The organism is Rathayibacter sp. PhB1 (assembly GCF_004362935.1).
In the GTDB taxonomy this organism is placed as follows: Bacteria; Actinomycetota; Actinomycetes; order Actinomycetales; family Microbacteriaceae; genus Rathayibacter; species Rathayibacter festucae.
The window spans coordinates 78,782-102,333 of the sequence record NZ_SNYD01000007.1 but is presented as its reverse complement, the minus strand read 5'-3'; the positions used below and the strand labels follow the sequence as shown (position 1 = coordinate 102,333).

Below are 23,552 nucleotides of genomic sequence, written 5' to 3'. Positions count from 1 at the left end.
CCTCGGAGAAGAAAGCCTTCCTGTCCCCCGTACGGGAGGGGAGGGCGGCGACCTTGTCCTCGGATGGCGCTCCCTGTGCCGTCTGGCACCATGAAGGGGTGCGACGACGAGCGAACGGCCCCCTTCTCGTGGTGGGCGCGCTCCTGGTCCTCGCGGGACTCGCCCTGCTGCTCGCCGCCCGCTTCAGCATCGGCACCAGCCGCTGGGTCTACGTCAGCGAGATGGGCGCGCCGGACCTGCCGACCGCCGGGACGTTCCGCATCGCCCTGCTGCTGGTCGCGGCGGGCGGCGTCGCGATCGCGATCGGCGCGCGAGCGGTGCGGACGCGGCTGCTGCCCGGCTTCCGGCCCGCGCTGGCGATCCTCCTCGCCGCGCTGTGCTTCGCGCTCGCCTCGCAGGTGACCTGCTCGGCGGGCTGCCCGCTTCCGGTCGGACCGCGGTTCAGCTGGCAGGACCTGATCCACACCTCCGCCGCGGTGCTCGGCTTCTCCGCGGCGTGCCTGGCGATGCTGCAGCTCGCCACGGCGCGGGAGCGGCCCAGGGTCGCCCGGCTCTCGCTGGTCGCGGGCGTCGCGGTGGCCCTGGTGGCCGGGACCGGCGCGATCTTCTCGCTGCTGCGGCTGTGGCTGGGAGTCGGCGGCACCCTCGAGTTCGTCGCGACGGCGATCGCGGTGCTCTGGCTGGCCGTCGTCGGGCTCGTCCTCGCTGGCGAGGAGTTGAAGGGTGGGCTCGCTGGCGAGGAGTTCAAGGGTGGGCTGGCGGACGAGGAGCTCAGCGGCCGAGCCACTCCCGGACGTGACCGCGGATCCGCTCCTGCTGCTGCGCCAGACCGGCGTCCCGCGACGGGACCTGCTCGAGGTCTGCGTCCGGAAGAGCCCTAGCCCACTGCTCGGCGACCGCCACCGGGTGCACCGGGTCGCGGTCGGCCGCGATCACGAGCGTGCGCGCGATGACCTCGCCGAGCTCGCCGGAGTCGCGGTAGGCGGCGTTGCGCGGGATCTCGGCCAGGCGGACCGCGCGCTCCTGCGCCTGCGGCGAGCGGAACTGCAGGCAGAGCGCCTCCGCCGACGCGGGCGACACCCGGGCCGCGCGCTCGAAGAGGCCGGAGGCGCGGAAGAGCCGCTCGCCGCGCTTGGCGCCGTGGTCGTGCAGCAGCTGCGCGATGACGGGGAAGACCGTGAGGTTGTCCGGCAGCGGCTCCGCGGTGAAGGCGGGGCGGACGAACACGGCGCGGTCGATCGGCAGCACCTTCCGGCTGGCGAGCCGCAGGGCGATCGCGGCGCCCATCGAGATGCCGAGGACGGTGAGCGGCTTGTGCGCGGCTCCGGCCCGGATCACGTGCTCGGTGACCTCGTCGGCCAGGGCGTCGAGCGAGAAGTCGGCGGCGCCGCCGATCAGCTCGGAGGAGCCGTGGGCCCGGACGTCCGGCGCGATGACCTCGGTGCCGGCCGGCAGGGCCGCGCGCAGGAGGCCGAGCGGCTGGGAGCGGTCGCCGCCCAGGCCGTGCAGGAGCAGGGCGGTCACCGCCGGCCCGCGCGCGTTCTCTCGTGCAGCTCGGCCATCAGCATGCCGGCGAGGCGGACCAGCACGTGGATCTCGTCCTCGTCGCGGTCGACCCAGCGGAACTCGGGGACGGCGTCGATCGGCACGAAGTCGCGGTGCTGCTCCCAGACGACGAGAGTGCGCTCGGCGCCGAGGACGTACTGCTGCCAGAAGACCTGGCGCAGGTAGTGGCGCGGGATGCTGCGCCACTGCTTCGAGGTCGTCTTGATCTCGCAGAGCTCGAGGCGGCCGTCCTCGCGGAGGCCGATGCCGTCGGGAGTGGCCAGGTGGCGGCGCTCCTGACTCGCGTGGAAGAGGGTGCTGCTCGGCTCGATGGCGTGCTCGCGGAGCACCCAGGCGGCGATCTCCGGCTCGCGGGCGCGGCCGTGGTCGGTGAAGGCGTTGCCGCTGAAGCTCGAGCCGTAGAGCTTGTCGAGCGCGGCGCGATCGATGGCCGCGGGGGAGGACAGGCGAGCGACGTCGGTCGCGGTGATGCCTCGCGAGCGGGCGCGCAGCCAGGCGACGCGGTCGGAGGAGTCGGCGACCACCCGGCGGAGGTGCGGCGGCTTCGCGTCCACGAAGACGGGTTGCGTCTCCCAGGGGAACGAGAGCTGCAGATCGGGCACCGATTCATTCTCTGCCTGTCGGGCCGTCCTGCCCAACCGGCACGCCGTCGGCGAGGGGAGGTCGAGGTGCGCGCGGAGCGGTCAGGCGCTGAGGAAGGCGTCGACCTCGGCGGGGGAGAGCAGGTGGCGGCGGACCATCAGGGCGGCGCCGCGGACGCCGCCGCCGGTGTCGCCGGAGGCCTGCACGATGTCGAGGGCGCGGGTCGCCAGAGGGAGGGAGCGGCGGTAGACCACCTCGCGGACGCCGGCGAGGACCTCGTGGCTCGCCTCCGCGATGCTGCCGCCGATGACGATGACGGAGGGGTTGAGCAGGTTGACGCAGGTCGCGAGCACCTCGCCGAGGTCGCGGCCGGCGGCGCGGGTCAGCTCGACGGTGGTCGGCTCGCCGGCGGTGAGCAGGGCGACGACGTCGGAGGTCCGGGCGACCGGGAGGCCGGCGGCGGTGTGCAGGCCTGCGGCGGTGAGGCGGCGGGCGATGGCCGAGCCGCTCGCGATCGCCTCGAGGTCGGCCTCGCCGCGGTCGCCGGGCACCTGCACGTGGCCGAGATCGCCCGCCGCGCCGAGGGCGCCGCGCTGGAGGGCGCCGCCGCTGACGATGCCGGCGCCGATTCCGGTGGAGACCTTCACGTAGAGGAGGTCGTCGACGTCGGCGTAGTGGGCGGCGTGCTCGCCGAGCGCGAGCAGGTTCACGTCGTTGTCGACGAGGACGGGGACGGCGAGGCGGCCCCCGACCGCGGCGGGGATGTCGAAGCGGTCCCAGCCGGGCATGATCGGCGGCTTCACCGGGCGGCCGGTCGCGTGCTCGACCGGCCCGGGGACGCCGACGCCGACGCCCGCGAGCGGACCGGCGCCGGGGGTCTTCGCGAGCAGCGCGTCGGCGACGTCGAGGGCGTGGCCGAGGACGACCTGCGGGCCGTCCGCGATCGCGATCGCCTCGCGCCGCTCGGCCAGGACGCGGCCGTCGAGGTCCGTCAGGGCGACGGTGGCGTGCGCGGCACCGAAGTCGATGACGAGGAGGCTGCGCGCGCGGGCGTCGAAGGCGACGCGGCCGGCCGGGCGCCCGCCGGAGGAGGGGGCGTCGTCGCGGCGGGCGACGAGACCCGTCGCGATCAGCGTGTCGAGCTGCGCGGAGACGGCGGCGCGGGGCAGGCCGGTCTCGGCGACGACGTCGGCCCGGGTGCGCGGCGCTCCGTCGGCGAGCAGGAGCAGCAGCTCGCCCACCGCGCTGATCGAGGAGCGGCGGCGCGGGGACATGGCTGGAGTCAACCACAGGGGGGTCGGCTTCTGCGCGTCGGGAGCACGCTTTCCCGCGCCGCGGCCCGGGGTTTTGCTTGGCGGGAAGCAAAAGTCCGCGTAGGGTCGGGGGACCAATGTTCGACGTCGATCAGGAGCACCCCCCGGTGGCCACACCCTCAGACCTCTCCGTCCAGCTCTACTCGGTCCGCGACGCGCTCGCGACGGACCTCCCCGGCGCGCTGGACCGGCTCGCCGGACTCGGCTTCGCGAAGGTCGAGCTGTTCGACCTGGTGAACCGCGCCGACGCGTACCGCTCCGCCCTCCCGGCCGCCGGCCTCACGGCGCCGAGCGCGCACGCCCGGCTGCTCGAGACCGGGGCGCCGGTCGAGGAGATCCTCGACATCGCCGCCTCGCTCGGGGTGCAGACCGTGATCGACCCGATGGTCGACCCGGAGCGCTGGACCAGCGCCGACGGCGTGAAGGCGATCGCCGACGAGCTCAACGCGCTCGTCGACTCCGCCGCCTCGCGCGGGCTGGTGCTCGGCTACCACAACCACGCCTTCGAGTTCGAGAACCGCGTCGACGGCCGCAGCGCCTTCGAGCACCTCGCGGGCCTCCTCGACCCGCGCATCGTCCTCGAGCTGGACACCTACTGGGCCGCGGTCGGCGGTGACGACCCGGTGGAGGTGCTCGGCCGACTCGGCGACGGGGTGCAGTTCCTGCACGTCAAGGACGGGCCGATCTCGAAGGAGACGTCCGAGCAGCTGCCCGCGGGCGAGGGAGCGATGGACGTCCCGGCGATCCTCGCCGCCGCCCCGCAGGCCCTGGCCGTCCTCGAGTTCGACGCCTACGCGGGCGACGTCTTCGAGGGCCTCGCCTCCGGCCTCCGCTACGTCTCGGAGCTCGGCGCATGAGCGGCGCGGGGCGCGTCGGCGTCGGCGTCATCGGCGCCGGCAACATCAGCACGCAGTACCTGACCAACCTCACCGTCTTCCCCGACCTCGAGGTGCTCTTCGTCGCCGACATCGACCTCGACCGCGCGAGGGCGCAGGCGGAGGCGTTCGGCGTGCCGGCCTCCGGCACGGTGGACGAGCTGCTCGCGCACCCCGGCATCGAGATCGTGGTGAACCTCACGATCCCGGCCGCGCACGTCGAGGTCGCGCGCAAGGCCGTCGAGGCGGGCAAGCACGTCTGGACCGAGAAGCCGTTCTCGCTCGACCGCGACAGCGGCGTCGAGCTGCTCGCGCTCGCGAAGGAGAAGGGGCTGCGCGTCGCGACGGCGCCCGACACCTTCCTCGGGGCCGGCCTGCAGACCGCGCAGCGCCTCATCGAGGGCGGAGCCATCGGCACGCCGCTCTCGGCGATCACGCTCTTCCAGGGCCCCGGCCCCGAGGGCTGGCACCCGAACCCCGAGTTCTTCTTCACCACCGGCGGCGGACCGCTGCTGGACATGGGGCCGTACTACATCACGACCCTCGTGCAGAACCTCGGCCCGGTCGAGAGCGTCACCGCGGTCTCCTCGCAGGCGCGGGCGACCCGCACGGTCGGCTCCGGCCCGCGCGAGGGCACCGAGTTCCCCGTGACGATCCCGACGCACATCGGCGGGCTCCTGCGCTTCGAGTCCGGCGCCTCGGCGCAGGGCGTCTGGAGCTTCGAGTCGAGCCTGCCGCGGATGGGCTTCGTCGAGATCAACGGCTCGGAGGGCACCCTCGTGCTCCCCGATCCGAACATGCACGACGGCGAGCTGACGCTGTACCGGCGCGGGGAGTCCGAGCCGGAGGTCGTCCAGGCGACCGGCTCGACCGCCTCGCGCGGCACCGGTGTGCTCGAGCTCGCGCGCGCGATCCGGGCCGACCGTCCCGAGGCGGCCTCGGGCGATCTGGCCTACCACGTGACCGACGTGATGCTGTCGCTGCTCGAGGCCGCCGAGACCGGCGAGAAGGTGCTCGTCGAGAGCACCGTCGCGCCTCGCCCCGCGCTGCCCGAGGACTGGGACCCGAGCGAAGCGACGCTCGTCTGATGGGCGGACCCCTGCGGGTCGGCGTGCTCGGCGGCGGCTTCATGGCCGCCGTGCACAGCCGGGCGGCCCGCAGCGCGGGCGCGGTGCTCGCGGGCATCGCCTCCTCCAGCCCGGCGAAGGGCGAGCGGGCGGCCGGCGAGCTCGGCTTCGAAGTCGCCTACGACGATGCGCGCGCGCTGATCGAGGACGACTCGATCGACGTGGTGCACGTCTGCACGCCGAACGGGACGCACGCCGAGCTCGCCCTCGCGGCGATCGCGGCGGGCAAGCACGTGGTCTGCGAGAAGCCGCTCGCGGCGACGACCGCGGAGGCGACCGCGCTCGTCGAGGCCGCCGCGGCCGCCGGAGTGGTCGCCACGGTGCCGTTCGCCTATCGCTTCCACCCGATGGTGCGCGAGGCGCGGGCGCGGGTCGCGGCCGGCGAGACCGGGCGGCTCGTGACGGTCCGCGGGAGCTATCTGCAGGACTGGCTGCTCGGCGCCTCCGACGACAACTGGCGGGTCGACCCGGCGGCGGGCGGGCGCTCGCGAGCCTTCGCCGACATCGGCTCGCACCTGGTCGATCTGCTCGAGTTCGTGACCGGCGAGCGGATCGCGGCGCTCGCCTCGCTCACGAGCACGGTGCATGCGGAGCGCGGCGGGCGTGTCGTGGAGACGGAGGATGCGGCCGGGGTGATCGTCCGCCTCGCGGGCGGCGCCGTCGGCACGCTGCTCGTCTCGCAGGTGACCGCCGGGCATCGCAACGAGCTGGTGCTCGAGGTCTCGGGGCTCGAGGAGTCGCTGCGGTTCGAGCAGGAGCTGCCCGAGACGCTGTGGGTCGGGCGGCGCGACAGCGCGACGCTCGTTCCGCGCGACGGATCGATCCTCCGCCCGGACGCCGCGCGGCTCTCGATCGTGCCGAGCGGGCATCCGATGGGCTACCAGGACGCGTTCACCGCGTTCGCCCGGGACACCTATGCCGCCGTCGCGGGTGCCGAGGTGGAGGGTCTGCCGACCTTCGCCGACGGCCTGCGCGCCGCTCGCATCACCGACGCCGTCCTCGACGCCTCGGCGGCGGGCGCCTGGGTGGACGTGCCGGCCTAGCCCCCTCCGCGAGATGCCACTTGTGCACGCCTTTCACGGCGTGTCGCGTGCACAAGTGGCATCTCGCGGGAGTCGGGCTTACGCGGACTCGGCGTCCTTGGCGGCGCGCTCGGACTTGAGGCGGGCCTGCTCGCGGCGGACCTCGGCGTAGGAGTTCTGCTCGACGCGGAGCCACTCGGGGACCTCGTCGAGGAGGGCCTGGATCTGCTCGGTGGTCAGTGCCTCGTCGATGCCGCCGCGGGCGAGGCCCGAGATCGAGACGTTGAGGCGCGAGGCGATGACGGGGCGCGGGTGCGGGCCGGTCTCGCGGAGCTTCGTCAGCCACTCGGGCGGGTTCGCGACGAGGTCGTCGTACTGCTCGCGGGTGATCGCCGACTCCTGGAACTCCTCCGGAGTCGCGGGGAGGAAGATCTGGAGCTTCTTCGCCGCGGTCGCAGCCTTCATCGTCTGTGTCGCCTTGGCCATGCGGCAACCCTACCGGTGGGCGCGCAGGACCTACCCTGGACGGATGAGCGACGAGCCGGACCCCCGCGAGCAGCCGGCACCCCGCGAGGACGCGGTGCTCGCCGAGGACACGGGCGAGGCGCTCGGGACGCCCGAGCCCGAGGAGGCCGAGGCGGAGGAGGTCGTCGAGCTCGAGGACGCCGAGCCCGAGGGTCCCGCGCTCCTGATCGCCCTGGTGCCCGGCGTCACGCCGACCAAGTGGACCCGCGTCTGGTCCGAGCGCCGCCCCGACCTGCGGCTCCGCGTGCTCCCGATCGCGGAGAGCGAGCAGGAGGAGGTGCTGCGCGACGGCCGCGCTCAGATCGTCTTCGTGCGCGGGGACGTGCGCAGCGACTCCGTCAGCTCGATCCTGCTCTACGAGGAGCAGCCCGTCGCGATCCTGCCCCGCGACCACCCGTTCGCCGACGCCGAGGAGATGGACGTCGCCGACCTCGCCGACGAGCACCTGCTGCAGGAGCCGGAGGCGGTGCCGGAGTGGGCGGTGCTCGCAGCGGAGATCGCCGACGGCACCCGCCGGGCGCTGCCGCGAATGGCCGGCCTCGACGACGCCGTCGAGCAGGTCGCGGCCGGAGTCGGCGTGCTGATCGTGCCGCAGTCGGTCGCCCGCGTGCACAGCCGGAAGGACGTGCGGGTCGTCCCCGTCACCGGCGTCGCGCCCACGAGCATCCGGCTCGCCTGGGCGACCGAGGGCAAGACCGACGACGTCGAGGACTTCATCGGCGTGGTCCGCGGCCGCAGCGCGAACACCACGCGCGGCACGGCGGCGACGCCGAAGGTCGAGTCGCGGGCGAAGGCGGCGAAGGCGAAGGCCCGCGAGGCGCGGGAGAAGGCCGAGAAGGCCGGCGGCGGGAAGAAGAAGCCGGCCCGCCCCGGCGGTACCGCGCGGCCGGCGGTGCGGCGGACCCGGAAGCCCCGTGGGCGCTGAACCCGACCGGGTTCCGCGCTGGAGCCTCCGGGCGGGGCGGCTCGAGGACGCCGGGGTGATCGCCGAGCTGCGCGCCGTGGTGATGCGGCCCGATCTCGAGCGGCTCGACCGCTACGACGAGCACCGGGTGCGGCACCGCTTCCTGGACGGCTACCGCCCCGAGCACACCCGCGTGATCGAGGCGGACGGCGGGCTCGTCGGCTGCATCGCGTCGCGCCTCGAGGACGACGCGGTCTGGATCGAGCACTTCTACCTCGCGACCGCCGCGCAGGGGCGCGGGATCGGCGGGGCGGTCCTCCGGCGGGTGATGCTCGAGGACGGGCGCGCCGACCGGCCCTTCCGCCTCGACGTGCTGCGGGGGAGCGCCGCGCGCCGGCTCTACGAGCGGCACGGCTTCCGCTGGGAGCGTCCCGAGGGGGAGTGGGACGAGATCCTGGTGGCGCCGCCGCTCGCTGCTGCCGTGGACTGACCGCGACTCCGGAGCACCTCCGGCTCGCGTGGTCGGCTCCGGCTCGCGGGAATCGGCCGTTCCGACGAGCCGGAGGAGGTTCCGCGTGCCGGAGGTCCATCGGTGGGTGTGCTCCCGGCCGGCGGGGCTAGGGTGCGCAGATGCCCACGAGCGATGAGACCTGGACCCTGGCCGACCACGATGTACCGGTGTACTGCAGCGGAGAGGGCGGGCGCGTCCTGATCCTGATCCACGAGGTGTGGGGAGTCGACGGCCACATCCGCTCGGTCGCCGACCGGTACGCGGCGGAGGGCTTCCGGGTCGTCGCGCCCGAGCTGCTCGCCGACAGCGGGCTGCTCGAGCAGCTCGAGACCGAGCAGCGCGCGGACTACGACCACCCCGTGCGCCGGCTGCCGCGCCAGGTGGAGCTGCGGACGTTCTTCGCCCCGGTGTTCACGCCGCAGCACGCGGTGCGGACGATCGCGATCCTCCGGGCGCTGGTCGAGCGGCTCCTGCGCGAGGAGGGGACGACGAGCGTCTCCGTCACCGGCTTCTGCTACGGCGGCACCTTCAGCTGGGCCCTCGCGCTCGCGGAGCCGCGCGTGGCCGCGGCGGTGCCGTTCTACGGGCACAACACGGCCTCGGCGGAGGAGCTCGGCTCGCTGAGCGTGCCGGTCCTCGCGTTCTACGGCGACCAGGACGCGCCGCTGATGGCGCAGGTCCCCGGGATCCGCGAGGCGACCGCGGGCAAGGACGTGGAGATCGTCGTGTACCCGGGAGCGGGGCACGCGTTCTTCAACGACGCGAACGAGGGCATGTACCGGGCGGACGCGGCGACCGACGCGTGGCCGCGTGCGCTGGCGTTCCTGCGGGAGCACGCGGGCTGAGGCGGGGCCTCAGCGGGAGGCGCGGCCGACCGAGGAGCAGGCGCTACTTGCTGGTCGAGTAGCGCGCAGCGCGTATCGAGACCCGCCGTTCGAACGGTGGTGGATCTCGATACGCCCGCTGCGCGGGCTACTCGATCAGCATGACTGCGCTGCATGACTGCGCTGCATGACTGTGCTGCATGATTGCGCTGCATGACTGCAGCTCCGCGCCTCGCATGCTGGTCGAGTAGCGCCGGAGGCGCGTATCGAGACCCGGCGTCGTCGGCGGTGGTGGATCTCGATACGCCCGCTGCGCGGGCTACTCGATCAGCATGGGCTCAGGCGACGTCGCGGACGTGGCCGGCCTTCAGGTGCAGGCGGCGCTGGGCGCGGCGGGCGACGGCGGAGTCGTGGGTGACGATGACGAGGGTGAGGCCGAGGTCCTTCCAGAGGGTCTCGAGCAGGGTCATGATGTCGTCGCGGGTGTCCTCGTCGAGGGCGCCGGTCGGCTCGTCGGCGAGGAGCACCGTCGGGTTCTTGACCAGTGCGCGGGCGATGGCGACGCGCTGCTGCTGACCGCCGGAGAGCTCGGCGGGCAGATGGTCGAGCCGGTCGGCGAGACCGACGGAGGCGAGGGCCGCCCGGGCCCGCTCGGCCCGCTCCGCCCGGGGGATGCGCTGGGGAGCGAGCGCCGTCTCCACGTTCTCGAGCGCGGTGAGCGTCGGGATCAGATTGAAGCTCTGGAAGACGATCCCCACCTCCCGCGCCCGAATCGCGGCGAGGCGCGCGTCGCCCGCCGAGGAGATCTCGTGCTCGCCGAGGACGACGGTGCCCGAGGTGGGCCGGTCCAGGGCGCCGAGCATCTGCAGCAGCGTCGACTTGCCGCCGCCGGTCGGGCCCTGGATCGCGACCATCTGCCCGTCCGGGATCGTGAGGGTGACGTCCTTCAGCGCGGTGACCGTCGTCTTCGCGCCGTCGTAGCTCTTGGTGACGTTCGTGAGGGTGTACATGCGGGTGTCCTTCCGGGGACGAGGAGTCGAGGAGTCGAGGAGTCGAGGGGGTCAGCCGACCGAGCGGAGCGCGGCCGCGGGGCGCAGACGCGAGGCGCGCCAGCCGCCGAGGGCTCCGGCGAGGAGTCCGCCGAGGACGGCGAGACCGACCGCGAGCAGGATCACCGGCACGGTGACGGGGAGCGAGAGCGCCACCTCGGTGGCCGCGGCGGTCTGCGCGGCGCCGGGGCCGCCTCCGCCGAAGCCGCCGCCGGGACCGCCGGCACCCATCGCCGAGGTGGTGGTGGAGGTGCCCGAGAGCGTCGGCGCGATCAGATTCACGATCGTGACGCCGACGAGCCCGAGGACGATGCCCGCGGCGCCGCCGATCAGACCCTGGACGACGGACTCGCCGGCCACCTGGCGGACGATCGCGCCGTTGCTCCAGCCGATCGCCTTGAGCGTGCCGAACTCGCGGGTGCGACGGGTGACGCCCGAGACGGTGAAGAGGATCGCGATCAGGAACGCGGCGGCGAGGACCAGCAGCGAGAGCCAGGTGCCGAGGTTCGCGACCAGGTCGCCCGCGGTGGAGAGCGAGCCGGAGACGCTCGAGGCGAGGTCGGCCTGCGTCGAGACGGTCGCGTCGGGCAGCGCGGTCTGCAGGGCGGTCTGGATCGAGGAGATGTCCTCGGAGGAGGCGGCCTGGACGTAGACGGAGGAGATCAGGCCGGCTTGGCCGGAGAGGGTCTGGGCGACGTCGAGCGGGATGTACGTGTCGGAGGCGGTGCTCGCGTCCGTGGAGTCGGTCGTGACGATGCCGATCACGCTGAAGGCGGTGCCGCCGATGTCGACGGTCGAGCCGACGGACAGCGAGGCCGTGGTCGCGTAGGAGGAGTCGACGACGACGACGTCCTGGCCCGCGTCGTCCGCGGTGAAGGTGCGGCCGTCGGTGAGGCTCACGTCGGCCAGGGGGCCGATCGCGGAGCCGGCCGGGTCGAGGCCGAGCACCGAGAAGGAGTCGACGCCGAAGGAGGAGCCCCCCGCGCCGTCCGCGCCGCCCGTGGGCGCCTCGCCGGCCGCCGGAGCGGTGCCTGCGGCGCCCTGACCCGCGGTGCCGCCGGTGCCGCTGGTGCCGCCCTGCTGGGCGGAGTCGGGCAGCTGTCCGCTGAAGGTCGTGTTGTTCAGCGCGAGGACGCCGATCGCGGCGGAGACGTCGGTCACGCCCTGCGCGGTGGCGACGGCCGAGGCGTCGAAGGTGGTCGTGCCGCGGTCGGCCTCGAGGCGCGACTGGCTGACGGAGGTGGTGCCGTCGTCGGTCGTCCCGTCGGTCGAGCCGAAGTCGAAGCGCTGGCCGGGGGCCTGCCCCTCCGTCGGGGCGACGGCGGCCTGGGTGACGGTGATGTCGGTGCCGACGCCGTAGACGGACTCGAGGACCGAGGCCTGGGCGCTGCGGACTCCGGCGGAGAACGAGGTGACGAGGATCACGAGGGCGATGGCGAGCGCCATTCCGGCGGCGATGATCATCGTCTGCCGGCGGCGGTTGGTCAGCTCTCGCCGGAGATAGGTGGCGAACATGGCGTCCTTCGGTCGGGGAGGCCGAGCGGTGGGGTCCGCTCGACGTCCCGACAGTAGGAACGCGCGCTATCCGTGCCGTTGCGGCGGGCTATCGGTCTCCGATGAGCCGCGGCGCTCCACCTCGGTGAGCGGGGCGGCTCCGCGGTGCGCCGCGGTCAGCTGGTGCTCGTCGTCCCCGCCGACCTCGGCGTGTTCGCGGTCCTGCTCAGCCGGACGGGCGGCAGGAGCTGCGCGACCAGACGGCGCGCGAGCTCGGCCCGGTGCTCGCCGAGGAGGCCGCGCGCGGCGTCCCGCTGCTCCGGACGCTCGAGGTGTTCCTCGACCAGGGCCGCCGGCCCACGGCGACCGCGTCGGCCCTGCGCGTGCACGTCAACACCGTCTACCAGCGGCTCACGGCGCTCGACCGGCTGCTCGGCCGGGAGTGGCGGGAGCGGGCGCTCGAGCTCCAGGTGCTGCTGCGGCTGCTGCGCGCGGCGGAGGACCTCGACGACGCCTGAGCCGGCGGCGGATCCGTCCGGGCCCGACAGCCGGGCGCGATTCCGCGACGCCTGATCGGGCCGCGCGGCGAGCCTGCTCCCGGCGGGTCGGACCGCGGGGGAGCGCTGGGCCGCGGGAGTGGGCGGCGGCGGCGCCCGGAACGGCGCGGAATCGGGTGTCCGACCTCAGAGGCCGCCTTCAGATTCCTCCCAGGATCGGGAAGAAGCGAAGGATCCTCGGCGGCTCCGGCGCTGTGGATCGAAAGGGGGACAGCTCTCTAGCTTTCCCCTTGTCCGGTCGCGGAGACTCCTCCGACGCACGGCTTCCGACCCCACTCCTCTCGAAAGGGAACCCGTGCCCGAGAACTCCATCTCCCGCCGAAACCTCGCCAAGACCGCTGCGTGGAGCGTGCCGGTCGTCGCCGTGGCCATCGCCACGCCCGCCGCCGCCGCGTCGAACGCGACCGTCGACATCGTCGTCTCGAAGAGCTGCGCGACCGTCGGTCTGCTCGGCACGTTCCCCGAGTTCACGATCTCCGCCGCCTCCGGGAACATCCCCGCGGGCACGACGTTCACGCTCTCCGGTCCGTCGCTCGCCAACGTCTCCCTCACCTCGACCGCCGCGACGGTCGGCGTGCTCGTCGGGACGAACCGCACGATCACCATCGGTGCGGCCACTCCTTCGGCGACCGTGAAGTTCACCGCTGCCCTCGGCGCTTTCGTCGCGACGAACTTCACCCTGTCCCTGGCCAGCCTCCCGGCCGGCTACACCGAGTCGAACGCCGGCAACAACTCCGCTACCGCGCGCCTCACCGGTCTCGGCAACCAGTTCATCGGCTTCACCGGCCTCTGCAACCTGCTGCCTCTCTGACCCCACCACCACAGGAGCGCCAGGACCGGTTCGGGGTCCTGGCGCTTCTGCGTTCCCGGACGCGCTCCCGCCGTCGTTCCCGTCCTCGGGGCTTCCCCCTGCCTCCCGCGCGGCCCTAGGCTCGCGCCACCCGGTACGAACCGATGGAGGCGCGATCATGACGGCGACCAGCGAGAAGACGGCACCTCCTGAGCTCAAGCGGGTCCTCGGCCCCAAGCTCCTCCTGCTGTTCGTGGTGGGGGACATCCTCGGCACCGGCATCTACGCGCTGACCGGGCAGGTCGCCTCGGAGGTGGGCGGTGCGGCCTGGCTGCCGTTCGTGATCGCCTTCGTCGTCGCGACGCTGACCGCCTGCTCCTACCTCGAGCTGGTGACCAAGTTCCCGCAGGCCGCCGGTGCCGCGCTCTACGCGCACAAGGCGTTCGGGATCCACTTCGTCACCTTCCTGGTCTGCTTCACGGTGATGGCGAGCGGGATCACCTCGGCCTCGGCCGCCTCCGGCGCGTTCGCGAGCAACTTCGCGATCGGCTTCGGCCTGGGCGACGGCGCGGGCACGCGGCTCAGCATCGCGCTGATCTTCATGGTCTGCATCGCGCTGGTGAACCTGCGCGGCGTCGCCGAGAGCGTCGGCCTCAACGTGGTGCTCACCCTGATCGAGCTGTCCGGTCTGCTGCTGGTGATCCTCGTCTGCTTCTTCGCGGTCTTCGGCGGCCAGGCCGACTTCTCCCGCGTCGTCGCGTTCGAGACGCCCGAGGACAAGTCGCTCCTGCTGGCGGTGAGCACCGCGACCTCGCTGGCCTTCTTCGCGATGGTCGGCTTCGAGGACTCGGTGAACATGGCGGAGGAGACCAAGGACCCGAGCCGCATCTTCCCGAAGGTGATGCTGACCGGTCTCGGCATCACCGCCGTCGTCTACGTGCTGGTCTCGACGCTCGCCGTCGCGATCGTGCCGATCGGCGAGCTGGCCGGCAACGACACCCCGCTCGTGACGGTCGTGGAGACGGCCGCGCCGGACTTCCCGATCTCGACGCTGCTGCCGTTCATCTCGCTCTTCGCCGTCGCGAACAGTGCGCTGATCAACATGATGATGGCCAGCCGACTGCTCTACGGGATGAGCAAGCAGGGCGTGCTGCCGCCGTTCCTGAAGAACGTGCTGGCCGGCCGGCGGACGCCGTGGGCGGCGATCCTGTTCACCACGGTCCTCGCGCTGCTGCTCACCGCGTACGTGTCCCGCGACCCCTCCGACCCGATCGCGGTCCTGCTCGGCGGCACCACGTCGCTGCTGCTGCTCGCGGTCTTCGCGGTGGTGAACGTCGCGGTGCTCGTGCTGCGGCGCCAGCCGGTGGAGCACGCGCACTTCCGGACGCCGACCGTGCTGCCGGTGCTCGGCGCGATCGCCTGCCTCTACCTGGTGCTGCCGATCACCTCCGGCCGCGACATCGCGCAGTACGAGATCGCGGGCGTCCTGCTCGTGATCGGCGTGCTGCTCTGGTTCGCGACCTTCATCGACCGCCGCGTGCGCGGCTACGCCCGCTCGGCCGTCGTCGACCCGGAGGAGTTCGACGCCGACCCGGCCGACGAGCCCGCGCCGAAGTCGAAGCGCTAGCTGTACTCGGCCGCGAGAGTCGACGCGCGAGCCCCTGCTGATCGAGTAGCCCGCGGAGCGGGCGTATCGAGATCTGCCGGCGCCGGAAGTGGAGTCTGCGGACCCAGCCTGCTGAGGACGGCGGGTCTCGATATGCCCCTGCGGGGCCACTCGACCAGCATGTAGGGGACGCCGCGCATCCTTTCCGCTCGATCGGGTCCAGGGTCCCGGGCCGCGGTGTCGCGGCGTCGACGGTATCGAGGCCGTCCTCCGGCGGCGCACAGCCGCGCCATCGCCCGGGCATAGCGCGCTCATAGGAAACTCCTGATACTGGGGAGACATGAGCACCCCGGCCCCCTCGAAGCACCTCGCCTCCGCGCAGCGCACCCGCCTCAAGCGAGCGGACGGCACGCCGATCCGCGTCCTCGTCGTCGACGACGAGAGCACCCTCACCGATCTGCTGCAGATGGCGCTGCGCTACGAGGGCTGGGAGGTGCGCACCGCCGCCGAGGGCCGCTCCGCGATCACGATCACCCGCGAGTTCCGCCCCGACGTCATCGTGCTCGACGTGATGCTGCCCGACATCGACGGGCTGCAGGTGCTCCAGCGGATCCGCGCCGACGGCAGCGAGACCCCCGTCCTCTTCCTCACCGCGAAGGATGCGCTCGACGACCGGATCGCCGGGCTCACCGCCGGCGGCGACGACTACGTCACCAAGCCGTTCTCCCTCGAGGAGCTCGTCGCCCGGATGCGCGGGCTCATCCGCCGCTCCACCCTGCTCGCCAACGACGCCGACGACCCCGAGGTCGTGGTGGGCGACCTCGTCCTGAACGAGGACAGCCACGAGGTGCGCCGGGCCGGCACCGACATCGAGCTGACCGCGACCGAGTTCGAGCTGCTGCGCTTCCTGATGCGGAACCCCCGCCGCGTGCTGAGCAAGGCGCAGATCCTCGACCGCGTCTGGTCCTACGACTTCGGCGGCAAGTCGAGCGTCGTCGAGATCTACATCTCCTACCTCCGCAAGAAGATCGACGCCGGCCGCTCGCCGATGATCCACACGGTCCGCGGCGCCGGCTACCTGCTGAAGCCCGCCGAGCAGTGACGACCGAGGGCGGGCGGCTGCGGCCCACACTCGGCGACTTCGCGACCCGGTCGGCGCTGCGCCGCTCGAACGCGTCCCGACGCGCGCCGTGGACACTGCGGCGCCGGATGGTCGTCGCCGTCGTCGCGCTGGTCGCGGTGATCGCGGGGATCGTCGGGACGGTCAGCGTGCTGTCGCTGCGCGGCATCCTCTACGACAACGCGGAGACGCAGCTCTCGGAGTCGCTGGACCGGCTGGCCGGCTTCGACGGGCCGGGCCAGTTCGCCGGCTCCAGCGCGATCGAGCGCGCGACCACCTGCCCGAGCGGCGACTTCGCGGGGCGGCCGAACCAGGACACCCAGACGATCACGGCGGTGCTCGGGGCGACCGGCGCCTACACCGGCGCGTACATCGACAGTGCCGGGTCCTGCCGGGAGTTCGCCGAGCCCGCCGACTCCGTCCTCGCCGACGCCGTGCAGAGCCTCGGCGCCGCGACGACCCTCGACCTCGGCGGCATCCTCGGCGAGTACCGGGTGGAGGCGCGCGTCGTCGACGACTCCGTCGTGCTCGTCGGCGTCCCGCTCGGCGAGACCGAGGAGACGCTCGGCACCCTCACCACGGTCGTGGTGATCGTCGTCCTGCTCGCGATGCTGCTGGTCGCCCTGATCGCGACCGCGATCATCCGGGTGGCGCTGCGGCCGCTCGAGCGGGTGGAGGCGACCGCGACCCGCGTCGCCGAGCTGCCGCTCGAGCGCGGCGAGGTCGAGCTGATCGAGCGGGTCCCGGAGGAGGACGCCGACGTCCGCACCGAGGTCGGCAGGGTGGGCGCCGCCTTCAACCGCATGCTCGACCACGTCGGCGGTGCTCTGGAGTCGCGCCAGGCCAGCGAGAACAAGGTCCGCCAGTTCGTCGCCGACGCCTCGCACGAGCTGCGCACGCCGCTCGCGGCGATCCGCGGCTACGCCGAGCTGCCCCGCCGCGGCGACGCCGAGCTGTCGGAGTCGGCGAGCTACTCGCTCGACCGGATCGAGTCGGCCGCCACCCGGATGACCTCGCTGGTCGAGGACCTCCTCCTGCTCGCGCGCCTCGACGAGGGCCGCGATCTCGAGAAGGAGCCGGTCGACCTGACGATGGTCCTGATCGAGGCCGTGTCCGACGCCCACGTCGCCGGACCGGACCACGAGTGGGACCTCGACCTGCCCGAGGAGCCGATCGAGATCCGCGGCGACGGCTTCCGGCTGCACCAGGTGGTCGCGAACCTGCTGCGGAACGCCACCGTGCACACGCCGCCGGGCACGCGCGTCGTCGCGGCGCTCGCCGAGGACCGCGACGAGAGCGGCCGGCCGATCGCGGTGGTGACGGTCACCGACTCCGGTCCGGGGATCGACGAGGCGCTGGTGCCGGTGCTGTTCGAGCGCTTCGCCCGCGGCGACTCCTCCCGCGCGCGGACGACGGGCTCGACCGGGCTGGGCCTGGCGATCGTGGCCGCCGTGGTCGACGCGCACGGCGGGCGGGTGCTGGTCGAGTCGGAGCCGGGGCGCACCAGCTTCCGGGTGGAGCTGCCGGCGGGCTGACGCGCGATCTGCAGGCGATGCCGTCCGGAACGCGCTCTCCTCCGCGGGGGAGTGCCGCGCGGTGGCCGGATCGCCTGCAGATCGAACCGCCGTCGTCAGACCTCGACGCCCAGGCGGCGGCGCGCCTCGTCCAGCGTGCGCACCACCTGGACCGTCTCGTCCAGCGGGTGCACCGGCGACTCGGTGCGCCCCTCCGCCACGTACTGCGCGAGGTGCACCGCCTCCCAGGCGAGGCCCTCGCCGCCCTGCAGTCCGGTCTCGTCGCGCCACGAGGCGCTCTCGGAGCCGCGGGTCAGGGTGACGCCGCTCGGCGTCCAGAACGAGGGGTGCACGTCGATCCGCCCCTCGCTGCCCGCGACGCTCGCCGCGTGCAGGGTGTCGGCCAGCACGGTCGACGTCGCGACCGACTGGACCCCGTGCGCGTGGCGGCCGACGATCGTCGCCATCGCGTCCACCCCGGTCGAGGTCAGCGCGCCGGCGACGACGGTGCTCTGCGGGGCGCCGGCCACCATCGAGACGAAGGAGGAGGCATAGACGCCCACGTCGAGCAGGCCGCCGCCCGCCAGCGCCGGATCGAAGATGCGGCTGGCCGGGTCGAACGCGAACGCCGCGCCGAAGTCGGCGGAGACCAGCGCGGGAGCGCCGACCGCGCCGTCCGCGAGGAGCTGCCGCACCACGTCCATCTGCGGCAGGTAGCGCATCCACATCGCCTCCATCGCGAAGACGCCGGCGTCGCGCGCCGCATGGACGATCATCTCGGCCTCGCCCGCCGTGGTGGCGAACGGCTTCTCGATGAGGACGTGCTTGCCCGCCGCGATCGCGCGCAGGGCCTGGCGCGCGTGCTCCGAGTTCGGCGAGGCGATGTAGACGACGTCGACCTCGGGGTCGTTCACGACCGCGTCGGAGCCGACCGAGGCCCGCTCGACACCGAAGCGCCGGGCGAACTCATCGGCGCGCTCCTGGGAGCGCGAGCCGACCGCGACCACCCGCTGCCGGGTGTGCTTCTGCAGCGCGGCGACGAAGGTGCCGGCGATCGAGCCGGGGGCGAGGACTCCCCAGCGCAGCACCGGGGAGTCGAGGAGCGAGGGGAGCCGGGGCTCGGGAAGCGTCAGTGCCATCCCGCCACGCTATGCCCTCCCCCTGGGCGGCGCCGAGCCCCCGCCACGCGGGCCCGGAGCTCCTGAATCGCCCGAGAAGGCTCGTTCTCGGGCTGGAGAACGAGCCTTCCCGGGCGACTCGCCGACGCGGCCCGCCGACTCCCGCCGCGGCGGCGCGCACCCCTAGGGTGTGAGAGCCCGCATTGCCGCGGGCGGAGGAGGCGTCATGCCGGAGTGGTACACCCTCGGCGTCGTCGCCCTGGTCATCGTCGTGGTCGTCGTCGCGATCGTCCGCTTCCGCTTCAACCCGGTGCTCGCGCTCGCCGTGGGCGCGGCGGCCATCGGGCTGCTCACCGGGCTCGGCCCCGTCGACACCGTCTCGACGATGACCCGCGGCTTCGGCGAGGTGATGATGGAGGCGGGACTCCTGATCGGCTGGGGGGTGCTGATCGGCGCGATGCTCAACGAGATGGGCGCGGTCGTGCGCCTCGTCGAGGGGCTGCTGCGGGTCTTCGGCAGGCGCGGCATCCCGTACGCGCTCGGGCTGTCCTTCGCCACCTATCTGCAGACGATCTTCGTCGACGCCCTGATCGTCATCGCGGCGCCGCTCGCCCGGCGGATCGCGCCGCGGCTCGGCCCCGCCGGCACAGGCATCGTCGCCGTGACCTTCGCCGTCGGCCTCGAGATGGGCATCGTGATGATGGTGCCCGGCTTCGCGGCCGTGGCGCTCGCCGGGCTGCTCGGCGTTCCGCTCGGCGTGATGCTGCTGGGCGGCTTCGTGGTGGTCGCGCCGACCGTCGTGGTCACGATCCTGCTGATGTCGCTCGCCTTCCGCCTGGGCTTCTGGGATCCGGCGCGCGACGAGCAGCTCGTCCTGCGCGACGAGACCGCCGGGCTCGCGACGGTGCCCGCGGGGGAGCGGGCCGGGAGCGAGGCGGTCGGCGGGTCCGGGTCGGAGGGGTCCGGGCGGTCGTCCGGCGGCGCATCCGAGGGCGGTCGCTCCGGCGGTGACGGCGACGCCGACGCACGCGACGCCGACGCCCCGCGCGAGCGCCCGCTGCTCCTGCTGTTCGCCCCGATGCTCCTCGCGCTGCTGCTCATCGCCGCGCAGGCCGTGCTCTCGGTCGCCGGCGCGGAGGTGCCGGTGCTGCAGTTCCTCGGCAACCCGGTGATCGCGCTGCTGCTCGCCGTGATCGCGACCGGCCTCGTCGGCCGCTCCGTCGTCGGGACTCCGCGGATGGAGAAGGCGGTCGCCAAGGGCTTCCAGGACGGCGGGCAGATCTTCCTGCTCACCGGCGTCGGCGGCGCGCTCGCGGCGGTGATCGCGGAGGGCGACCTCGGCGACCTGCTCAAGGGCTACTTCTCGGCGAACGCCGCGGCGCCGCTGCTGCTGGTCTGGCTGATGGCGGCCGTGCTGCACATCGCCGTCGGCTCGGTCACCCTCTCGGCGATCACCGCCGCGGGCGTCGTGGCCCCGGTCGCCGCGACCCTCGGACTCGATCCGCTGCTGATCGCGCTCGCCGCCGGCTCCGGCGCGCTGTTCTGCATCCACGTCACCTCGAACACCTTCTGGCTGCTGCAGAGCTTCCTCGGCCAGTCCGTCCGCGGCGCCCTCAAGTCGGTGACCGTCGGCGTCTCCCTCGCCTCCGTCCTCGCCCTCGGCATGGTCCTCCTCCTCTCGCTCTTCCTCTGACCCCCGCCGATCCCCCCTGCGAGATGCCACTTGTGCACGCCTTTCACGGCGTGTCGCGTGCACAAGTGGCATCTCGCGGAGGGGGGGGGGCGGGCGTGACACGTGCCGGAAACACGGCTGCCATAGGTTCCTGAGAGGGTTCACACGTTGCTCCGAGGTCGATGACGCAGGAGCGAGCGCGGAGCCTCGTCCGCGCCGACCTCCGACACGAAAGATCTCCGCTTGAGAACACGCACCGCCCTGACCGCCGGCTGCGCAGCCCTCGCGCTCGCCGCCGGCGGTCTGCTGATCGCGCCCGCCGCGACAGCGACCACCGCGACACCGACCGCCGCCGCACCCTCCGCCTTCGAGCGGGTGGACCTCGTCCGCCCCGCCTCGGCGCCGATCACCGAGCCCGCGAGCTACCCCTACCGGGAAGCCCTCACCGAGGTCGCGGTCGACCCGACCGACGCCTCGCTGACCCGCGGCGTCACGCCGTACGACCGGATCGCCCCGGCCCTCAACGACCTCGCCGCGCGCTCCGACCGCGTCTCGACCCAGGTGGTCGGGAAGTCGGGCCTCGGCCGCGACATCTACCTGGTCACCGTCACCGCCCCCGAGTCCGCCGCCGAGACCGCGCAGCAGGCCGAGTGGCGCGACCGCCTGAAGAACGAGCCGGAGGCGGCCGCCGCCGACGCCGAGCTGATGGCCGAGTACAAGGTGCCGACCTGGTTCAACGGCAACATCCACGGCAACGAGTGGGAGGGATCCGACGCGATCCTGAACTACATCGAGAAGGTCGCCACCGCCGAGGACGACGAGACCGAGGCGCTCCTCGAGGGCAACCGCCTCTACTTCACCGTCACCAACAACCCCGACGGCCGGGCCCTCGGCCAGCGCGCCGTCGCGGCCGGCTACGACCCCAACCGCGACATGATCACCGGCGCGACCAACGAGGCGGCGGTCATCCGCGACCTCTCCAGCGTCCTGCAGCCGACCTACTTCATCGACATCCACGGCTACACCGGCATCCTCCAGGTCGAGCCCTGCGGCCCGCCGCACGGCGAGAACTACGAGTACGACCTGTTCCTGCCGCACGCCTACGCGACCGCGCTCGAGATCGAGCGCCGCGTCGTCGAGGCGGACGTGCCCGGCAACACCTACAAGGCCGCCGACGGCAGCGTCACCACCGAGAACACCGGCCAGATCCTGATCCCCTACCGCGACATCCGCGCGGGCTGGGACGACTGGCCTCCGATCTTCGCGCCGCAGTACGTCGCCTTCCAGGGCGCGATCACCAACACGGTCGAGCTGCCGCTGGGCCGCACGGCCAACGAGACGCCCGAGGAGATCGCCGAGGGCCAGGCCAACGCGGACATCGACATCGAGGTCGCCGGGATCGTCATGGACGCCTCGGTCGACTACATCGAGGCCAACCGCGACGCCCTGCTGAGCAACCAGGTGCAGATCTTCGAGCGCGGCGTCACCGGCGCCCCCGCCGTCGAGATCCCCGCCGACGTCGCCGCGTCCGACCTGCCGGCCGGCACGCCGACCGAGTGGACCGAGATCTGGGACGAGACGGACGTCTACACGACCGAGTACCCCCGCGCCTACGTCATCCCCGCCGGTGACGCGCAGCGCTCGGCGTCCGACGCCGAGACCCTCGTCGCGCAGCTGCTCGCGCACGGCGTCGAGGTCGATCGCACGACCACCGCGATGACCGCGGCCGGCACGACCTACGCCGCCGGCTCCTACGTCGTCGACATGCACCAGCCCGTCCGCGGCCTCGCGAACGTGCTGCTCGCCGACGGCACCGACATCTCCGACCGCGTGCCCGAGATGTACGACGTCTCGGCCTGGAGCCTCTCGCTGCTCTGGGGTGCCGACGTGATCCCGGTCGGCTCCACGCTCGACCCCATGCCCGCCGTCGAGCTCGAGCCGGTTACCGCCGTCGCGCCGAGCGGCAGCGTCCCCGCCGACGCCGGCTACCTCGCCTTCGAGCCGCGCGGCGTCCTCGAGTACCAGGCGGTGAACGCGCTCCTGGGCGCCGGAGTCGCGCTCGAGCAGTTCGCCGACGGCACGATCGCCCTCCGCGCCGACGCCGACGGTCTCGCCGCCGCGAAGGCCGCCGCCGCCGAGTTCGGCGTCGACTTCACGGCGACCACGGCGGAGCGGATCGAGGACGAGGACGGCACCGCGCTGTCCGCCGTCCGCGTCGCCTACTCCGGCTCGCACGAGGACCGCGACGCGCTGGCCAAGCTCGGCTTCGCCGACGCGGTCGCCGTCACGGCGGACACGCTCGCCTCGGGCGAGACCGTCCTGACCGACGCGGACGTGCTGCTGCTGGGCCGCGCGCTGTCCTTCACCCCGGAGCAGGCCGCGGGCCGCACCGCCGTCGAGGAGTTCCTCGCGGCGGGCGGCGACGTGGTCGGCCGCGGCGGAGCGGGAGCGGCCTTCGCGACCGACTTCGGCCTCGCGACGCTGACGGCGCAGACCGGCACCAGCGGCTCGAACGGGATTGTCTCGGTCGATACCCCGGCCGACGGGATCCTCGGCGACCACCCGCAGGACACCGCGTTCGTCTCGCCGGCGCTCTGGTTCGAGGGCTTCGACGAGTCCGTGACGGTGGAGCAGAGCTACGCCGCCGAGGACACCTTCGTCGCCGGGCACTGGGTCGCGTCCGAGGGGCAGTCCCGGAGCGACGCGGCCGGGCAGGCCTCGGCCGTCTCGTTCGCGACGGAGTCGGGCACCGAGGGCTTCCTCTTCGGCACCTCGCCGGTCTTCCGCAACCACCCGGTCGGCGCGTTCAGCGACGTCGCCCGGGCGCTGCTCGCCGTGGCGCCCGAGGGCGCGGCCGTCGAGCTGCCGGGGACGCCTGAGCCGACCGCGACGCCGACCGCGACTCCGGAGCCCACCGCGACTCCCGAGCCGACCGCGACCCCGGAGCCGACCGCGACTCCGGAGCCGACGGCCACCCCGGAGCCCACCGCAACCCCTGGGCCGACCGCGACTCCCGAGCCGACGGTGACCCCGGAGCCCTCCGCGACTCCGGAGCCGACCGCGACCGCCACGCCGACGGCCGCGCCCACCGCGGCTCCGGAGCCAACAGCCACGGCGACCGCGGCTCCCGTCGCGAAGCCGGGCACCGGCGGTCTCGCCTCGACCGGCGTCGAGACCGGCCCCTGGCTGCTGCTCTCGGGAGGTGCGCTCGTGCTCGGTCTCGGCGCCCTGCTGATCGCCCGCAGCCGCCGCGAGGCCGAGGAGGCGTAGCCTCCGCCGCGGGAGGGCCGGCGAGCACGATCCGCCGGCCCTCCCGCCGCTCCTCCCCTGCACCACTGCAGGAGACCACCACCTCACCAGAGCACGACCGCACGACAGCACCA

Annotated in this window: 21 protein-coding genes; 14 read left to right on the top strand and 7 right to left on the bottom strand. The window is 73.4% G+C overall.

The genetic code is table 11. The features are described from left to right. Nucleotides 1–98 precede the first annotated feature (98 nt). Complete coding sequence (locus EDF17_RS16995; RefSeq protein WP_123447820.1) at nt 99–881, top strand: DUF998 domain-containing protein; 783 nt, start codon at nt 99–101, stop codon at nt 879–881. Here the strand turns inward: EDF17_RS16995 and EDF17_RS19985 are convergent. From EDF17_RS19985 to EDF17_RS16985, 3 genes are all read right to left on the bottom strand, one after another. Beyond that, entirely contained in the window at nt 772–1,524 is a 753-nt protein-coding gene (locus EDF17_RS19985) for an alpha/beta fold hydrolase (protein WP_166649727.1), read from the bottom strand. The genes EDF17_RS16995 and EDF17_RS19985 overlap by 110 nt on opposite strands. Beyond that, nucleotides 1,521–2,120: a YqaJ viral recombinase family protein gene (locus tag EDF17_RS19980; RefSeq protein ID WP_243581359.1), complete on the bottom strand. Its 600-nt coding sequence runs from the start codon at nt 2,118–2,120 to the stop codon at nt 1,521–1,523. The genes EDF17_RS19985 and EDF17_RS19980 overlap by 4 nt, the downstream gene beginning before the upstream one ends. 129 nt (nt 2,121–2,249) lie before the next feature. After that, complete coding sequence (locus EDF17_RS16985; RefSeq protein ID WP_123447818.1) at nt 2,250–3,422, bottom strand: ROK family transcriptional regulator; 1,173 nt, start codon at nt 3,420–3,422, stop codon at nt 2,250–2,252. A gap of 146 nt (nt 3,423–3,568) precedes the next feature. Between EDF17_RS16985 and EDF17_RS16980 the strand changes: the two genes are divergently transcribed. From EDF17_RS16980 to EDF17_RS16970, 3 genes are read left to right on the top strand one after another with little or no spacing between them, the layout of a single operon-like run. Beyond that, nucleotides 3,569–4,318 carry a sugar phosphate isomerase/epimerase gene (locus EDF17_RS16980; RefSeq protein WP_243732949.1) on the top strand — a complete coding sequence of 250 codons (750 nt, stop codon included), beginning with the start codon at nt 3,569–3,571 and terminating at the stop codon, nt 4,316–4,318. Continuing rightward, nucleotides 4,315–5,424: a Gfo/Idh/MocA family oxidoreductase gene (locus EDF17_RS16975; RefSeq protein ID WP_123447816.1), complete on the top strand. Its 1,110-nt coding sequence runs from the start codon at nt 4,315–4,317 to the stop codon at nt 5,422–5,424. Before EDF17_RS16980 ends, EDF17_RS16975 begins: the two co-directional genes overlap by 4 nt. Next, the gene (locus EDF17_RS16970) at nt 5,424–6,506 is read left to right on the top strand and encodes a Gfo/Idh/MocA family oxidoreductase (protein ID WP_123447815.1); all 1,083 of its coding nucleotides are present in this window, start codon (nt 5,424–5,426) and stop codon (nt 6,504–6,506) included. Before EDF17_RS16975 ends, EDF17_RS16970 begins: the two co-directional genes overlap by 1 nt. A 78-nt stretch (nt 6,507–6,584) precedes the next feature. On the opposite strand, the gene EDF17_RS16965 is transcribed toward EDF17_RS16970, so the two are convergent. Continuing rightward, on the bottom strand, nt 6,585–6,971 hold the full coding sequence (locus EDF17_RS16965) for a DUF5997 family protein (RefSeq protein ID WP_123447814.1): 387 nt from the start codon (nt 6,969–6,971) through the stop codon (nt 6,585–6,587). A gap of 43 nt (nt 6,972–7,014) precedes the next feature. On the opposite strand from EDF17_RS16965, the gene EDF17_RS16960 reads away from it, so the two are divergent. The 3 genes from EDF17_RS16960 (at nt 7,015) to EDF17_RS16950 (ending at nt 9,270) form a co-directional block, all read left to right on the top strand. Then, on the top strand, nt 7,015–7,935 hold the full coding sequence (locus tag EDF17_RS16960) for a LysR family substrate-binding domain-containing protein (protein WP_123447813.1): 921 nt from the start codon (nt 7,015–7,017) through the stop codon (nt 7,933–7,935). Then, entirely contained in the window at nt 7,925–8,404 is a 480-nt protein-coding gene (locus EDF17_RS16955; protein ID WP_243732948.1) for a GNAT family N-acetyltransferase, read from the top strand. Before EDF17_RS16960 ends, EDF17_RS16955 begins: the two co-directional genes overlap by 11 nt. Nucleotides 8,405–8,544: 140 nt before the next feature. Beyond that, nucleotides 8,545–9,270 (top strand): dienelactone hydrolase family protein, encoded by a 726-nt coding sequence (locus tag EDF17_RS16950; protein ID WP_123447812.1) that lies wholly within the window; start codon nt 8,545–8,547, stop codon nt 9,268–9,270. A gap of 317 nt (nt 9,271–9,587) precedes the next feature. On the opposite strand, the gene EDF17_RS16945 is transcribed toward EDF17_RS16950, so the two are convergent. Continuing rightward, on the bottom strand, nt 9,588–10,259 hold the full coding sequence (locus EDF17_RS16945; RefSeq protein WP_123447811.1) for an ABC transporter ATP-binding protein: 672 nt from the start codon (nt 10,257–10,259) through the stop codon (nt 9,588–9,590). Between the two features lie 51 nt (nt 10,260–10,310). Beyond that, complete coding sequence (locus EDF17_RS16940; RefSeq protein WP_123447810.1) at nt 10,311–11,813, bottom strand: FtsX-like permease family protein; 1,503 nt, start codon at nt 11,811–11,813, stop codon at nt 10,311–10,313. Between the two features lie 260 nt (nt 11,814–12,073). Here EDF17_RS16940 and EDF17_RS16935 point away from each other — a divergent pair, with 260 nt between their 5' ends. The 5 genes from EDF17_RS16935 (at nt 12,074) to EDF17_RS16915 (ending at nt 17,400) form a co-directional block, all read left to right on the top strand. Next, nucleotides 12,074–12,310, top strand: coding sequence for a helix-turn-helix domain-containing protein (locus EDF17_RS16935; protein WP_166649726.1), 237 nt, complete (start codon nt 12,074–12,076; stop codon nt 12,308–12,310). A 334-nt stretch (nt 12,311–12,644) separates the two neighbouring features. Then, nucleotides 12,645–13,160, top strand: coding sequence for a hypothetical protein (locus tag EDF17_RS16930; protein WP_123447808.1), 516 nt, complete (start codon nt 12,645–12,647; stop codon nt 13,158–13,160). A 157-nt stretch (nt 13,161–13,317) separates the two neighbouring features. Further along, on the top strand, nt 13,318–14,766 hold the full coding sequence (locus tag EDF17_RS16925; RefSeq protein WP_123447807.1) for an APC family permease: 1,449 nt from the start codon (nt 13,318–13,320) through the stop codon (nt 14,764–14,766). A gap of 319 nt (nt 14,767–15,085) precedes the next feature. Continuing rightward, nucleotides 15,086–15,847, top strand: a complete 762-nt coding sequence (locus tag EDF17_RS16920) for a response regulator transcription factor (RefSeq protein ID WP_123447806.1) — start codon at nt 15,086–15,088, stop codon at nt 15,845–15,847. Further along, a complete protein-coding gene (locus EDF17_RS16915; RefSeq protein WP_221181815.1) occupies nt 15,844–17,400 on the top strand; it encodes a HAMP domain-containing sensor histidine kinase in 1,557 nt (518 codons plus the stop codon). Before EDF17_RS16920 ends, EDF17_RS16915 begins: the two co-directional genes overlap by 4 nt. Before the next feature lie 95 nt (nt 17,401–17,495). Here the strand turns inward: EDF17_RS16915 and EDF17_RS16910 are convergent, their stop codons facing one another. Continuing rightward, nucleotides 17,496–18,518: a Gfo/Idh/MocA family oxidoreductase gene (locus EDF17_RS16910; RefSeq protein ID WP_123447805.1), complete on the bottom strand. Its 1,023-nt coding sequence runs from the start codon at nt 18,516–18,518 to the stop codon at nt 17,496–17,498. 205 nt (nt 18,519–18,723) lie between these two features. On the opposite strand from EDF17_RS16910, the gene EDF17_RS16905 reads away from it, so the two are divergent. Both EDF17_RS16905 and EDF17_RS16900 read left to right on the top strand, forming a co-directional pair. Next, nucleotides 18,724–20,190 (top strand): SLC13 family permease, encoded by a 1,467-nt coding sequence (locus EDF17_RS16905; RefSeq protein ID WP_123447804.1) that lies wholly within the window; start codon nt 18,724–18,726, stop codon nt 20,188–20,190. Nucleotides 20,191–20,412: 222 nt separating this feature from the next. Next, nucleotides 20,413–23,439, top strand: coding sequence for a M14 family zinc carboxypeptidase (locus tag EDF17_RS16900; protein WP_123447803.1), 3,027 nt, complete (start codon nt 20,413–20,415; stop codon nt 23,437–23,439). Nucleotides 23,440–23,552 lie beyond the last annotated feature (113 nt).

Excerpts from the sequence above, each read along its gene's own strand:
- EDF17_RS16985 (WP_123447818.1), bottom strand. The coding sequence starts at position 3,422 with ATGTCCCCGCGCCGCCGCTCCTCGATCAGCGCGGTGGGCGAGCTGCTG.
- EDF17_RS16975 (WP_123447816.1), top strand. The coding sequence starts at position 4,315 with ATGAGCGGCGCGGGGCGCGTCGGCGTCGGCGTCATCGGCGCCGGCAAC.
- EDF17_RS16970 (WP_123447815.1), top strand. The coding sequence starts at position 5,424 with ATGGGCGGACCCCTGCGGGTCGGCGTGCTCGGCGGCGGCTTCATGGCC.
- EDF17_RS16965 (WP_123447814.1), bottom strand. The coding sequence starts at position 6,971 with ATGGCCAAGGCGACACAGACGATGAAGGCTGCGACCGCGGCGAAGAAG.
- EDF17_RS16960 (WP_123447813.1), top strand. The coding sequence starts at position 7,015 with ATGAGCGACGAGCCGGACCCCCGCGAGCAGCCGGCACCCCGCGAGGAC.
- EDF17_RS16950 (WP_123447812.1), top strand. The coding sequence starts at position 8,545 with ATGCCCACGAGCGATGAGACCTGGACCCTGGCCGACCACGATGTACCG.
- EDF17_RS16945 (WP_123447811.1), bottom strand. The coding sequence starts at position 10,259 with ATGTACACCCTCACGAACGTCACCAAGAGCTACGACGGCGCGAAGACG.
- EDF17_RS16940 (WP_123447810.1), bottom strand. The coding sequence starts at position 11,813 with ATGTTCGCCACCTATCTCCGGCGAGAGCTGACCAACCGCCGCCGGCAG.
- EDF17_RS16925 (WP_123447807.1), top strand. The coding sequence starts at position 13,318 with ATGACGGCGACCAGCGAGAAGACGGCACCTCCTGAGCTCAAGCGGGTC.
- EDF17_RS16920 (WP_123447806.1), top strand. The coding sequence starts at position 15,086 with ATGAGCACCCCGGCCCCCTCGAAGCACCTCGCCTCCGCGCAGCGCACC.
- EDF17_RS16910 (WP_123447805.1), bottom strand. The coding sequence starts at position 18,518 with ATGGCACTGACGCTTCCCGAGCCCCGGCTCCCCTCGCTCCTCGACTCC.
- EDF17_RS16905 (WP_123447804.1), top strand. The coding sequence starts at position 18,724 with ATGCCGGAGTGGTACACCCTCGGCGTCGTCGCCCTGGTCATCGTCGTG.